Consider the following 13,463-nt stretch of genomic DNA (forward strand, 5'->3'; position numbering starts at 1 on the left):
ATTAGGTTTTATTTGATACCCGGTGCTTTCCATAATGACTTGGTTAATCCTTTATCAACTAATGTGAGTTGTTGTTGATAAATATCCTGCCATTTTTCTTTATGTTTTTGATAAAACAGATGATTGGCTTGATTTGGTTGATGTTGGCGTTCGAATTTTACTAATTTTTTACCTGCTTCATTTAGTGATGAGTAAATACCCACACCAACACCGGCAGCAATTGCACAACCGAGAGCAGTTGCTTCTTTTACAACAGGTATATTGACAGTTAATCCAGTTACATCAGCTAAAATTTGGCTCCATAATTTTCCTTTTGAGCCGCCACCGGCAAAGACAATACTAGATAGTTTCACTTTGCTAAATTGTTGGACTTGATCTAGATTACACGATGAAACAATGGCTGCATTTTCCTGTAATGCTCTAAATAGTACCGATTTATTACATTTTTCAGGATCAATAGAAAGGTTGATGAATGATGGTGCAGCGTGATACCAAGATTTGAAATGCATCGCATCAGAGAATACAGGAATGATGTCATTTGAACCTACAGGTACTTTTTCTGCCATCTGTTCTAGTAACGTATAAGTATCAATACCTAGGCGATGGGCAACAGCTTTTTCCTCCTCACAGAAAGCATCTCTAAACCAACGCATAGTTAATCCAGTGAAGAAACTGATAGATTCGGCTTGTACCATTGGTGCAATTACGTGGGGATTAACCCGTATATTCATATCGGGATCAGTCATTGCTTGCGGTAAATTGACCACTTGTTGCCAGAATGTTCCACCAATAATGGCGGCTTGACTTGGTTCTGTAATCCCCAATCCGATACAGCCTAATTGCACATCACCTCCTCCAACAATAACAGGAGTACCAGCGGCTAACCCTGTTTGTTGTGCAGAAGAGGCAGTTACTTGACCGAGTATTTCACCTGTTTCTTTTACTTGCGGCAAAATAGAAGGATTAAGCCCGGCTATTTCGAGTAAGGCATGATCCCATTTTCGGGTTTTTAGGTTTATTATACCGGTTGTGCCAGCGTTTGACGGCTCAACGGCTAATTCACCACTGAGCATAAAGCCCAGCCAATCGCTAATCATAGACATAGAACAGACTTTGGCATAAAGTTCTGGTTGATGGTGTGCTAGCCAAAGTAAGCGGGGTATGGCACTTAACGCCAGAGTTTGGCCTGAGGCGTGATAGACCTGTTTTTCGAATTGGGCGTGATTAAGTGCTTTTAATTGGACGACTTCTTCTACAGCTCTTGCATCTACATTACCACAGGCCCAAATAGGTTTTTTATCGGCATCGTATAACACAATGCCTTCACGCATCGAGCAAGTTGATATTGCTGCAATCTGTGTTGCACTAATTTGAGACTCTGCTAATACTTCTTGAATACATAAACAGGCGAGTTGCCAGTTGGTTTGCAGATCAAAATTCATAGAGCCAGGAATATTCTGCTCGGTTGTGTGAGTCCATTCTTGCTGTGAGGCAGCGATCTGATTGCCCTCTAGGTCAAAAATTACTGCTCGAATACTACCTGTTCCTGCATCTAATGCCATTAAATAACGAGATAATTGCATTTTGTTTTCCTCCGATTATCTGAGGAAAATCGTTACACTACTTTAGCTAAAATAGTGCGTGCGGTTTTTTCCTCTGTGACTAATGAATTGATATGCTGTCCTAAAAGTGCGGCAATAATTGCCTCAACCTTATCTTCACCACCGGCAACACCAATAATAGTGGGTATTCGCTTGAGATTGTCTAAAGAAACGCTGATTAACTCTTCGTGAATCGGCATATCCGGTTGGATATTGCCGTTTTCTTGTAAGAAATAGCCTAAAATATCTCCTACAGCTCCTTTTTGGCGAAATTCATCCAGTTGTTTTTCATTGATGATATAACCCGTTTGAAGCAAAGTAGAACGTGTTTTCTGAACAGTAGAGCCGATACCCACAACAGCAACATCAGCCATACTGGCTGCTAACATAATATCTCGTACATACCCCTCTTTTTGGAATAGTTGTGCGGCTTCAGGTGAAGATGCACGTAAAGGGGCAGGAATAATGCTGACGGAACAGCTGCTATCAAGCTGTCCAATACTTTGCATATAAGGCCCAACTCCGCCGGTTAATGTGATTAATTTAATCTGGTTTTGTTTAATAAAATCATTGCAGTGTTTAACCGTATGCATCACGGTGTCGCCAAACCCAAAAGAGAGAACTTGTTTCGGTTTAAGTAATCCTATCAGCATTTGAGAAGCTCCGACACCCAAGCGGGCATTGACCTCATAATTCTGTAACTCTGGTAACACACGAATATGTTGTAAATGAAATCGCTGTTTTAAGGCTTCTTCCAGTTCCAAGCACCCTTTATAACGAGAGTTGATCTGAACTTTGATTAAGCCGATTTGCCGACCTTTTTCCAGTAGGCGTGACACTTTTAAACGTGGCAAGCCTAATTTTTCACCAATTTCATTTTGTGTCAAATTATCGTGGTAGTAGAACCACGCAATGCGTGCTAACAGCTCTTCCTCGTTAAAGCCGGCTTCATAGTGATTATCTAGATTTATCATTTTTGATCCTATTTTTATTATTCATCTGATTTTTATTTAAATCAAATGTTCTATTTATAAAATGTGAATTCGATCACATTTTACATTTAACGCTGAAAAAATGGCAGAAAATTCTCAAAAATGTGAAGTTGATCACAAACAAAGTATATTTTTTACTTTATGATTCGGAACAAGTGATTATTTATTTATTCATTTGTTCATCTTGAAGAGGGTAGCAATGAAAGAGAAACAATCCAAATCTACACCTTTACTGGAAGTTTGTGATGTAAGTAAAGCTTTTTCTGGTGTTGAAGTGCTAAAAGCCATTAACTTTTCCCTTTATTCTGGACAAGTCCACGCTTTGCTTGGTGGAAATGGTGCTGGTAAATCAACTTTGATGAAAATTATTGCTGGTATTCAGTCACAAGATACCGGAATGTTAAAAATTCACGGTAAAGTCCAGACTAATTTAACACCAAGTAAAGCACATCAATTAGGTATTTACCTTGTTCCGCAAGAACCCTTGCTGTTTCCTAATCTGAGTGTCAAAGAGAATATTCTATTTGGTTTACCAAGAACAATGGACTTACAGTTAAAGCTTACATCCTTGTTAGCGGAGCTAAACTCACATTTAAATTTAGATATGCAAGCTGGGTTGCTGGATGTTGCAGATCAGCAATTGGTTGAAATTATGCGAGGCTTAATGAGGGATGCTTCGATTCTGATTTTAGATGAACCCACAGCGTCACTAACACCAGCGGAAACCGAAAATTTATTTAGGCAGATAGATTCCTTGCTCGCCAAAGGTGTAGGTATTGTATTTATTTCACATAAATTGCCTGAAGTCTGGCAAATCGCTGCTTGGGTGAGCGTAATGCGAGATGGTTATATTGCTTTAAGTGAGTCAATTGACAAGATCAATCACGATGAGGTTATTCAAGCAATTACCCCTCGAGCTAAAAATACACAATTAACAGAAAGTCAGCAGTTGTGGCTGGATTTACCAGGACACAAGCGGGTGAAATTGACCGAATTTCCGCTATTGACAGTAGAAAATCTCACTGGTGAAGGATTCAGAGGTATCAGCTTTGAAATTTATCCTGGTGAGATTTTAGGATTAGCAGGCGTAGTTGGCTCAGGGAGAACTGAATTAGCTGAAACGCTGTATGGTTTACGTCAAGCTACGTCCGGTAAAGTGATATTTTGTGATGAGCTAATTAATTTACTTTCTGTTAAGCAGCGGCTTGAACGAGGTTTGGTCTATTTACCCGAAGATCGTCAAGCCTCAGGATTACATTTAGATGCACCACTAAGTTGGAATACCTGTGGATTAACCTATCACGATATGGGGTTTTGGATTGATGAGTCTAAAGAAAAAGCGATTTTAGAGCGTTATTACCGGGCTATCGGAATCAAATTTAATCATTCCGAACAAGCAGTGCGTACCCTATCTGGCGGTAATCAGCAGAAAATTCTAATCGCCAAATGCTTAGAGGCCAATCCTAAGTTATTGATTGTTGATGAGCCCACTCGTGGCGTTGATATTGGAGCGAGAGCAGATATTTATCAATTGATAAAAAGTATTGCTAAACAAAATGTAGCGGTGTTGTTCATTTCGTCTGACTTGGAGGAGATAGAACAAATGTCTAGCCGGGTTTTGGTAATGCACGACGGTAAGCTTAGTCAATCGCTGAAAGGTGAAGAGATCAATACCGACAATATTATGCGATTGGCATTCAGTGGTTAGGAGGTATTATGTGGAAATTTATTCAGAACAACCGTGAATTAACTATTTTAGCTGCCATTTTATTGTTATTTGGATTACTAAGTGTAGTCGGGGATTTTAGTTTACAAACTCTCACGATGATTTTTAACTCAACTCAAATATTAGCTTTGTTAGCAATCGGTGCAACCTTTGTGATCTTAACTCGTAATATTGATGTCTCTGTTGGCTCAATTATGGGATTAAGTGCAGTTATTGTCGGTCTATTGCTAAATTCCGGCTATTCCTTACCGCTTGCGTGCACAATTACTTTACTGTGCGGAATTCTTGTAGGTGGAGTAAATGGTGTATTAGTCTCCGTACTTAGAATACCGGCTATTGTTGCGACACTAGGTACATTAGGTTTATACAAAGGTTTAATGTTGGTATTAACTGGCGGTAAGTGGATTGAGGGTTTGCCACAATCCTTGAAAACACTGTCAGAACCGATTTTATTAGGGTTCTCACCTATTGGATTAGCTGTTCTCTTCCTCGTTTTAGCTACATACTACTTTTTTACTCACACCCAGCTTGGTCGCTGCTTTTATGCAGTAGGTGATAATTTACAAGGTGCCTTGCAATTAGGTGTAAAGGTGAATGCTATCCGCATTAGTGCTTTTGCAGTAAACGGTCTAATGGCCGCTTTAGCCGGAATTATCTTTGCTTCTCAAATCGGCTTTGTACCAAATTCAACCGGTAATGGATTAGAAATGAAAGCAATAGCAGCTTGCGTATTAGGCGGAATCAGTTTACTGGGAGGAGCAGGCAATATTATCGGTGCTGTATTGGGGGCATACTTCCTGATTCAAATCGATACGATTTTAGTGCTGATGAAAGTACCTGCCTATTGGAATAACTTTGTAGCTGGTGTGGTGTTATTAGCTGTATTGGTATTTGACGGAAGAATCCGAGTAATGATTGCCAATAATATCAAACAACAGCGTTACGCCCGCTTTCTTAAAGGTAATTCACCGTAGGAGAATCAAAAATGATTAAGAAATACAGTTGGGAAATAGCCCTCTTTTGTCTACTGATACTGGAAATTATTGGATTTGGTTTGGTTAATCCTCGGTTACTGGACATCAATGTTTTATTCAACAGCACCAGCGATTTTATTTACATCGGAATGTTGGCCTTGCCTCTAACACTGATTATAGTCAGTGGTGGAATGGATATTTCATTTGGAGCAGTGGTGGGCTTATGTGCCATTACCCTCGGCGTATTATTTAAATTAGGAATGCCGTTAAGTGTAGCCATTGCGGTGACATTTGTGGTTGGAGCATTGTGTGGTGCAATTAATGCGGTACTCATTATCTATACTCAAGTTAATCCATTGGTTATTACGCTTGGCACAATGTATCTGTTTGGTGGTGGAGCATTGTTATTATCAGGTTTTGCTGGTGCAACAGGTTATGAGGGCATTGGTGGATTTCCTGATGTATTACTGGATTTTGCAAACCACAGTCTTGGAATTGTCCCCACTCCTATTATTTATTTCTTAATAATGACATTGCTGTTTTGGCTATTGATGCACCGTACTCGTATTGGCCGTAGTACGTTTTTAATTGGGCAAAATTTACGGGTCTCTAAATACAGTGCCATACCGATTAATCAGACTCTATTTATTATCTATCCGTTAATTGGTCTGGTTGCAGCTTTTGTTGGTGTGTTACTGGTGTCCTACTTCGGTTCTGCTCGATCGGACTTAGGAAGCTCGTTGTTAATGCCCGCACTAACTGCAGTTGTGCTTGGTGGAGCGAATATTTATGGTGGTTCAGGCTCCGTGATTGGTACAGCAATAGCAGCATTATTGATCGGCTATTTACAACAAGGTTTACAGATGGTCGGCATTTCGAATGAAACATCCAGTGCTTTGTCTGGAGCATTGCTGATTATCGTACTGATCGGGAAATCGCTCAATACCCATCGGGCAGTAGTAATTCAATGGTGGAATCGAGCTCGTTCAGCCTAAAACAAGCGGTCTGTTTATGATGATTTTTTGCAAAACTGACTGCAATAAAACCCCACATACTTGCTGTTTTAGTATGTTTTTAATCACAAACTCAATTGAGGAGACGTTTTATGAAACACTCACTTTTAAAAACAACCGTTCTTGTCGCTGCACTAGGTCTTGCTGGTTTTAGTACAGCACAGGCTGCGGATAAAGTAGCATTTATCCCGAAATTAGTTGGTGTTGGTTTCTTTACTAGTGGCGGGCAAGGTGCGGTCGAAATGGGAAAAAAATTAGGTCTGGATGTGACCTATGACGGTCCGGCAGAACCGAGTGTCTCGAACCAAGTTCAGATGATTAATAACTTTGTGAATCAAGGTTATAACGCCATTATCGTCTCGGCGGTATCACCTGATGGATTATGCTCGACTTTAAAAAGAGCAATGAAAAAAGGTGTAAAAGTATTAACTTGGGACTCTGATACTCAGCCTGAATGCCGTAGCCACTATATTAATCAAGGTACACCAGTTCAACTTGGCTCGATGTTAGTTGAAATGGCATCAAGCCAAATTACTAAACCAAAAGCCAAGGTTGCATTTTTCTATTCCAGCCCAACGGTAACCGACCAAAACCAATGGGTTAAAGAGGCAAAAGCAAAAATTGAAAAAGAGCAGCCTGAGTGGGAAATTGTGACGACACAATTTGGCTATAACGATGCAATTAAATCACTGCAAACCGCCGAGGGGATTTTAAAAGCCTATCCTGATTTAGATGCGATTATTGCACCTGATGCCAATGCATTACCAGCAGCAGCTCAGGCGGTGGAAAATCTTAAACGACAAGGCACTGTTGTTGTCGGATTTAGTACGCCGAATGTAATGCGTCCTTATGTAAAACGTGGCACTGTAAATCAATTTGGTTTATGGGATGTTGTGAAGCAAGGACAACTATCTGTTGCAGTTGCCAATGAATTGTTAAAAGGGCAGTCTCTCAAGGTTGGTGATAAACTGAATGTCGATGGGATCGGTGAAGTAGAGGTTTCGCCAAATAAAGTACAGGGCTATGAGTTTGAAGCTGAGGGGAATGGCATTGTGTTATTACCAGAGCGTGTTGTATTCACCAAAGACAATATTGATAACTATGATTTTTAACGATATAGGAGGCGATCTATGGCAGATTTAGATGATATTAAAGACGGTAAAGATTTTGGGATTGGTATTTCTCAAACCAATAAGCCTTTTTTCGTTAAGGGGTCTGGAGCATTAGATTGGGGAATGCAATCACGTCTTGCCAATATCTTTAACCCGAAAACAGGTAAGACAATTATGTTAGCCTTTGATCACGGTTATTTCCAAGGTCCGACAACAGGGCTGGAGCGAATTGATCTCAATATTGCCCCTCTCTTTGATTATACCGATGTATTGATGTGTACCCGTGGTATTTTAAGAAGCGTTGTCCCACCGGATACCCGAAAGCCGATCGCACTACGTGCTTCGGGGGCAAACTCCATTTTAACAGAGCTTTCTAATGAAGCGGTTGCAGTCAGTATTGAGGATGCTTTGAGATTAAATGTATCGGCGATGGCCGCACAGGTTTATATCGGCTCTGAATATGAACACCAATCGATTAAAAATATTATTCAATTAGTCGATCAAGGTAATCGATATGGAATGCCTGTGATGGCAGTAACTGGTGTAGGGAAAGATATGGCTCGTGATCAACGCTACTTCTCACTTTCTACCCGTATTGCCGCAGAAATGGGGGCTCACATTATCAAAACCTACTATGTTGATAAAGGATTTGAGAGAGTCACAGCAGGCTGCCCTGTACCAATTGTGATTGCCGGAGGTAAAAAGTTACCGGAATTGGAGGCACTTGAAATGTGCTATCAAGCAATTGATCAAGGTGCAGCCGGTGTAGATATGGGCAGAAATATTTTCCAATCTGAAGCACCAATTGCGATGATTAAAGCAGTACAAGCAGTTGTTCACGGTGGGGAAAGTGCAAAAGATGCTTACCAACTCTATCTAAGTGAGAAAAATAGCTAAGTTAGTCAGGTTGGCTAACAGGCCAACCTACTTTTCCACGCTTTCTATGATAAGGAGAAACTTATGTTTGCGATGCTTGTTGAAATCAATGTAAAAGAAGGTAAAGAGCAAGAGTTTCTAGAGGTTTTTGAGCGTAATCACATCGGTACTCGCCAAGAACCGGGAAACTTGCGGTTTGATGTATTACGAGATCCTGAAATACGCACCCGTTTTTATGCTTATGAAGTCTATGAAAATGAGGAGGCTCTAGAGGCTCATCGCCAAACCTCACATTATCACCGCTGTGTCAAAGAGCTTGAGGCACTGATGACCGGCTCAAGAAGTAAGAAAATCTTTGAATGGATATTACCGAAACCTTATGTCTAAATCAGCACTTATTCAACAGTTGAAACAGCAGAAATTAAGTGTCGGTATTTTGTCAGCAAACTGGTTGCAGCTCAATGAGGCTTTAGCAAGTTTGGAAAAATACCGCCTTAATATATTGCACTTTGATATTGCCGATGGGCAATTCAGCCCATTATTTACCGTAGGTGCAATGGGTCTTAAATCCTTCCCTCCACGTTATTTTAAAGATGTACATTTAATGGTACAAAACCAGTTGGAAGTAGCAAAAGCAGTAGTTGCTAATGGGGCAAATTTAGTAACGTTGCAGTTAGAACAATGCAATGACTTAGCCCCTACTATTGAATGGCTAGCCAGACAACGAGTAACTTATGTCGATCAAACATATCCTTTACTAATCGGTATCAGTTTATGTCCTGAAACACCAATTTCCAAATTACAACCTTATTTAGATGACGTGGATATCATTCAATTATTGACACTTGATCCAAGAACGGGGGAGAAATATCCATCTAAACTAATTTTAGAGCGAGTTACCGAGGTAAAAACTCTGCTTGGTGACAAATCTTCTGAGAAATTGCTGAATATTGATGGTGCAATGACACTTGAACTAGCAGAGGACTTTAGAAACAGCAGCCATCTTATTGATTGGTTGGTTTCAGGTTCTGCGTTGTTCAATGGTGAGTTAGAAACGCATTTGGATATGTGGAAAGGGAAAGGTATTTATTAAATTACAAGCGGTCGTGTTTGCAGAAAAATTTGCAAAACAGACCGCTTGTTTATCAGTGAATAAAATTAAGCCACTTCGCTTAATTTAACTGGGCGGTTTTCTTCCAATGATTTTTTCGCAGCTAAGGCGATTAACACCGGTTGTAAGCCGTCGTTGCCGTTTACGAGCGTTGGTTTGTCATTCACGACTGAATCCACGAAGCAGCTGATTTCGTCTGCGAAAGATTGCATATAACGCTCTAAGAAGAAGTATTTCGGTTTTTCTGCAATCACGCCGTTTTCGCCCGAGAACACGGCGGTTGAGCCGGTGTCGTTGGTGATGTGGATTGCGCCTTTTGAACCGAAGACTTCGGCACGTTGGTCGTAGCCGTAAGCCGCTTTACGGCTGTTATCGATCACGCCGATTGCGCCGTTTTTCAGTTTCAAGGTGATGACAGCGGTGTCGATGTCGCCCGCTTTGCCGATTTCAGGATTGACCAGCACGGTTCCCACTGCAAACACTTCTTCCACTTCGCTGCCTGATAAGTAACGAATCATATCGAAGTCGTGAATGGTCATATCGAAGAACATACCGCCAGAAACTTTTACGTATTCAATTGGTGGTGCATCCGGGTCACGAGAGGTGACTCGAATAACGTGCGGTTCGCCGATGTCGCCGGCGGCAACGCGATCTTTAATCGCTTTGAAGTTGTGGTCAAAACGGCGGTTGAAACCTACTTGGAATTTCACGCCTGCTTTTTCTACCGCAGCTAACACTTCATGAATTCTTGCCGGATCTGCATCCACCGGTTTTTCACAGAAGACGTGTTTACCCGCTTGTGCTGCTTCGATTGAGATTGGTGCGTGGGTGTTGGTGGACGAGCAGACTAACACTGCATCGATTTCTGGATCTTGCAGGATTTGTTTGTAGTCATCATAAACGTGCGGAATGCCCATGGATTTCGCCCAAGTGGTCAGTTCATCGGTGATACGAACGTCTGAAATCGCTTTGATTTCTGCGCCTTTCACATATTTGCTGATACTTTCTGAGTGTACGCGACCGATACGGCCTGCGCCGATAATTCCTACTTTTAACATCTTAAACTCCTGCGGTTTCACGGATATATTTTCTGCCTTTGAGGGCGTATTCAAATGGGTTAGCGAGTGCCGGGTCTTGCTCAGCTTCTACCACCATCCAGCCTTTGTAATCGTGTTTTTCGAGAATCTCAAAAATTGGTTTGAAGTCGATTACGCCATCGCCCGGGACGGTAAAGGTGCCTTTTTTCACGCCTTCTAAGAAGCTCAAATCTTTCGCTTTCACTTCGGCAACCACTTCATCACGCACATCTTTTAAGTGAACGTGAATAATGCGGTCGATGTATTTTTCTAACACGCCGAGCATCGCTTTTTGGCAGCCTTCGGAGTAGTAAAGGTGGCCTGAATCGAATAACAGATAGACATCGTCATTCACTTCTGCCATATAGCGATCGACTTCTTCCGGGGTTTGGATACCTGTACCCATATGGTGATGTAAGCAGACTTTCATGCCTTTTTCCGCGGCCAGTTTTGCCAGCTCGTTATAGCCTTCTGCCATACGTTTCCAGTCGGCATCATCAAACACCGGTTTTTCTTTGAAGACCGATTTGGTTGTGCCTTGAATACTACGGCTCTGCTCTGAACAGCCGATCACTTTTGCGCCCATCGCGTGTAAGAAATCGCGGTGTTTGATGAACTCGGCGATGGTCTCTTCGCGTTTGCCGTCCACAAAGAAGGTGCTGAACCAGGCATTACAGATTTGAATGCCGCGCACCTCTAATTTGCGTTTTAGCACTTCGACATCACGCGGGTATTTGTTACCCACTTCGCAGCCGGTGTAGCCTGCTAATGCCATTTCGCTCACGCATTGTTCGAACGTATTTTCTGCACCCAGTTCAGGCAAGTCATCGTTTGTCCAGCCGATAGGAGCGATACCTAATTGAATGTTTTCTGCTTTCATTGAGAAACCTCGTTTGATTGAGTTAATTTATTTTCCGTAGGGGCAAATAATGATTTGCCCCTACAAGCGGTGATTTTTTGTGAATTTTTTGCAAAATTAGTATTTTCTTGCTTTCGCTAACTGCTCTTCGGAGCGTTGGCGGGCTTGTTGAATGCGTTCGCTTTCCGACACTTCCGCCACGCCAACGTGCCACCAACAGCCGTAGCCGTGAGCCATGGTTTTCGGCAACACTTTAATATCAATTAGCGTTGAAACGGTTTGCTGTTTCGCGTCTTGAAGGGCGGCGCGAAGCTCGGCTTCGTTGGTCACACGGTAAGTTTTACAACCATAGGCTTCGGCGTTTTTCGCGAAGTCAATCGGCACTAAACCGCCGTTGAGCTGGTTGCTTTGTGTGTTGCGGAAGCGGAATTCCGTGCCGAAGCTGTCCATGCCGTTGCCGATTTGCAGGTTGTTGATACAACCGTTCGCCATATTGTCGAACAGCACCACGTTGATTTTTTTACCTTCTTGGATAGAAGTCACTAACTCGGTGTGCGCCATTAAGTAAGAGCCGTCGCCAAGTAAGGCGTAAACTTCTTGCTCAGGACGGGCGATTTTCACCCCGACCGCTGCACTGACTTCATAGCCCATACAGGAGTAGCCGTATTCAAGGTGATAAGTTTCTTCGCCTTTGCTCAACCAAGTACGCTGTAAATCGCCCGGCAAGCTACCGGCGGCAGCGACGATAATGCCATCGTTTTCAATGGTTTCGTTCACGATACCGAGTACTTGGGATTGGGTTAATTGTGAGCCGGTGAGCTTGATAAATTCGTTATGAACCGCTTTGTGCTCCAAGTTATCGTTGATTTCCGGGGTGAAATCCGGGCTGTATTGCACCGCACGCAGGCGTTTGATTTCTTCCGCAAAGTCCGCTTTGGCGGTGGCAATTTCATTGCCCCATTGTGCTTGGTAGCTTGTTGGTAGCTTGGTCAGCAAGGCTTCGAGTGTTGCTTTGGCATCAGCCACAATTTGTACGCCGTCTAATTTATAGGCATCGAAACGTGCCACGTTGATATTTAAGAACTGCACGTCCGGATTTTGGAATATCCATTTCGAAGAAGTGGTGAAGTCGGTGTAGCGTGTGCCGATACCGATGACTAAATCGGCTTCTTTCGCCAGGCGGTTTGCCGCCAAGCAGCCGGTTTCACCGACGCCGCCGACATTCAATTCGTAGTCAGACACCACCGCACTTTTACCCGCTTGGGTTTCTGCAAATGGAATACCAAACTGTTTTGCAAATTTTTGCAGGATTTGACCCGCTTGTGAGTAGCGTACACCACCCCCGCAGACGATCAGCGGTTTTTTCTTGGCGGTAATCAATTTCACGGCATCATTTAGCATCGCTTCGGTTGGCAGATTACGCTCCAAACGGTGAACGCGTTTTTGTAGGAAGCTGTTCGGGAAGTCGAAGCTTTCTGCTTGCACGTCTTGTGGTAGTGCAATGGTCACAGCACCGGTTTCGGCCGGATCAGTTAAAACACGGAACGCATTGATACAGGCGCTCATCAACTGCTCTGGACGTTGCACACGATCCCAGTATTTGCTGACTGCACGGAATGCATCGTTAGTGCTGATGCTTAAATCGTAAGATTGCTCGATTTGTTGCAGTACAGGGTCTGGCTGGCGGGTAGCAAACACATCGCCCGGTAATAATAGAAGTGGAATTCGGTTAGCAGTTGCTGTGGCGGCAGCTGTAATCATATTAGCAGCACCAGGTCCAACAGAAGAAGTACAGGCAATAATTCTTTGGCGTAAATTCTGTTTTGCAAAGCCCATTGCTAAATGAGCCATACCTTGCTCATTTTTCCCTTGATAGAGGGTTAAGTTTCCTGAGTTTTGTTCAAGTGCTTGCCCCATTCCTAATACGTTGCCGTGTCCGAAAATCGCAGCAACACCGTGCACAAACTTGATCTCTTTACCATCTACTTCTAGATACTGATTATCTAAGAATTGCACTAGTGCTTGTGCAACGGTTAAACGCGTTGTTTTCATAAAGCCCCCTTGATGTGGCAACCGCTACAAGCGGTTATTTTTTCTTAAAAATATGCAAAATGAAAATTTTG

Annotated in this window: 12 protein-coding genes; 7 read left to right on the top strand and 5 right to left on the bottom strand. The window is 42.5% G+C overall.

Annotation, left to right across the window (positions count from 1 at the left end):
* Positions 1-8 precede the first annotated feature (8 nt).
* Positions 9-1,562, bottom strand: a complete 1,554-nt coding sequence (lsrK, locus tag V6W77_RS09150; protein WP_334254487.1) for an autoinducer-2 kinase — start codon at positions 1,560-1,562, stop codon at positions 9-11.
* Positions 1,563-1,615: 53 nt separating this feature from the next.
* Positions 1,616-2,575, bottom strand: a complete 960-nt coding sequence (gene lsrR / locus V6W77_RS09155) for a transcriptional regulator LsrR (RefSeq protein WP_334254456.1) — start codon at positions 2,573-2,575, stop codon at positions 1,616-1,618.
* Between the two features lie 217 nt (positions 2,576-2,792).
* On the opposite strand from lsrR, the gene lsrA reads away from it, so the two are divergent.
* From lsrA to V6W77_RS09190, 7 genes are all read left to right on the top strand, one after another.
* Positions 2,793-4,301: an autoinducer 2 ABC transporter ATP-binding protein LsrA gene (gene lsrA, locus V6W77_RS09160; RefSeq protein ID WP_334254488.1), complete on the top strand. Its 1,509-nt coding sequence runs from the start codon at positions 2,793-2,795 to the stop codon at positions 4,299-4,301.
* A gap of 8 nt (positions 4,302-4,309) precedes the next feature.
* A complete protein-coding gene (gene lsrC, locus V6W77_RS09165; RefSeq protein WP_334254457.1) occupies positions 4,310-5,293 on the top strand; it encodes an autoinducer 2 ABC transporter permease LsrC in 984 nt (327 codons plus the stop codon).
* 11 nt (positions 5,294-5,304) lie between these two features.
* Positions 5,305-6,288 carry an autoinducer 2 ABC transporter permease LsrD gene (lsrD, locus tag V6W77_RS09170; protein WP_334254458.1) on the top strand — a complete coding sequence of 328 codons (984 nt, stop codon included), beginning with the start codon at positions 5,305-5,307 and terminating at the stop codon, positions 6,286-6,288.
* Between the two features lie 110 nt (positions 6,289-6,398).
* Positions 6,399-7,418: an autoinducer 2 ABC transporter substrate-binding protein LsrB gene (lsrB, locus tag V6W77_RS09175; protein ID WP_334254459.1), complete on the top strand. Its 1,020-nt coding sequence runs from the start codon at positions 6,399-6,401 to the stop codon at positions 7,416-7,418.
* Between the two features lie 18 nt (positions 7,419-7,436).
* The gene (gene lsrF, locus V6W77_RS09180) at positions 7,437-8,315 is read left to right on the top strand and encodes a 3-hydroxy-5-phosphonooxypentane-2,4-dione thiolase (RefSeq protein ID WP_334254460.1); all 879 of its coding nucleotides are present in this window, start codon (positions 7,437-7,439) and stop codon (positions 8,313-8,315) included.
* 63 nt (positions 8,316-8,378) lie between these two features.
* Positions 8,379-8,681: a (4S)-4-hydroxy-5-phosphonooxypentane-2,3-dione isomerase gene (gene lsrG / locus V6W77_RS09185; RefSeq protein WP_334254461.1), complete on the top strand. Its 303-nt coding sequence runs from the start codon at positions 8,379-8,381 to the stop codon at positions 8,679-8,681.
* On the top strand, positions 8,674-9,387 hold the full coding sequence (locus V6W77_RS09190) for a beta/alpha barrel domain-containing protein (RefSeq protein WP_334254462.1): 714 nt from the start codon (positions 8,674-8,676) through the stop codon (positions 9,385-9,387). Before lsrG ends, V6W77_RS09190 begins: the two co-directional genes overlap by 8 nt.
* A 65-nt stretch (positions 9,388-9,452) precedes the next feature.
* Here V6W77_RS09190 and iolG read toward each other — a convergent pair whose 3' ends face one another.
* From iolG to iolD, 3 genes are all read right to left on the bottom strand, one after another.
* Positions 9,453-10,463: an inositol 2-dehydrogenase gene (gene iolG, locus V6W77_RS09195; protein ID WP_334254463.1), complete on the bottom strand. Its 1,011-nt coding sequence runs from the start codon at positions 10,461-10,463 to the stop codon at positions 9,453-9,455.
* Position 10,464: 1 nt separating this feature from the next.
* Positions 10,465-11,361 (bottom strand): myo-inosose-2 dehydratase, encoded by an 897-nt coding sequence (iolE, locus tag V6W77_RS09200; protein ID WP_334254464.1) that lies wholly within the window; start codon positions 11,359-11,361, stop codon positions 10,465-10,467.
* A 96-nt stretch (positions 11,362-11,457) separates the two neighbouring features.
* Positions 11,458-13,392, bottom strand: coding sequence for a 3D-(3,5/4)-trihydroxycyclohexane-1,2-dione acylhydrolase (decyclizing) (iolD, locus tag V6W77_RS09205; RefSeq protein ID WP_334254465.1), 1,935 nt, complete (start codon positions 13,390-13,392; stop codon positions 11,458-11,460).
* Positions 13,393-13,463: the final 71 nt, after the last annotated feature.

It is taken from the genome of Mannheimia indoligenes (genome assembly GCF_036880405.1).
GTDB classification, from domain to species: Bacteria; Pseudomonadota; Gammaproteobacteria; order Enterobacterales; family Pasteurellaceae; genus Mannheimia; species Mannheimia indoligenes.

Coding starts and splice junctions, on each gene's coding strand:
- iolE (WP_334254464.1), bottom strand. CDS start 11,361: ATGAAAGCAGAAAACATTCAATTAGGTATCGCTCCTATCGGCTGGACA.
- lsrF (WP_334254460.1), top strand. CDS start 7,437: ATGGCAGATTTAGATGATATTAAAGACGGTAAAGATTTTGGGATTGGT.
- lsrK (WP_334254487.1), bottom strand. CDS start 1,562: ATGGCATTAGATGCAGGAACAGGTAGTATTCGAGCAGTAATTTTTGAC.
- V6W77_RS09190 (WP_334254462.1), top strand. CDS start 8,674: ATGTCTAAATCAGCACTTATTCAACAGTTGAAACAGCAGAAATTAAGT.
- iolG (WP_334254463.1), bottom strand. CDS start 10,463: ATGTTAAAAGTAGGAATTATCGGCGCAGGCCGTATCGGTCGCGTACAC.
- lsrR (WP_334254456.1), bottom strand. CDS start 2,575: ATGATAAATCTAGATAATCACTATGAAGCCGGCTTTAACGAGGAAGAG.
- lsrG (WP_334254461.1), top strand. CDS start 8,379: ATGTTTGCGATGCTTGTTGAAATCAATGTAAAAGAAGGTAAAGAGCAA.
- lsrB (WP_334254459.1), top strand. CDS start 6,399: ATGAAACACTCACTTTTAAAAACAACCGTTCTTGTCGCTGCACTAGGT.
- lsrD (WP_334254458.1), top strand. CDS start 5,305: ATGATTAAGAAATACAGTTGGGAAATAGCCCTCTTTTGTCTACTGATA.
- iolD (WP_334254465.1), bottom strand. CDS start 13,392: ATGAAAACAACGCGTTTAACCGTTGCACAAGCACTAGTGCAATTCTTA.
- lsrC (WP_334254457.1), top strand. CDS start 4,310: ATGTGGAAATTTATTCAGAACAACCGTGAATTAACTATTTTAGCTGCC.
- lsrA (WP_334254488.1), top strand. CDS start 2,793: ATGAAAGAGAAACAATCCAAATCTACACCTTTACTGGAAGTTTGTGAT.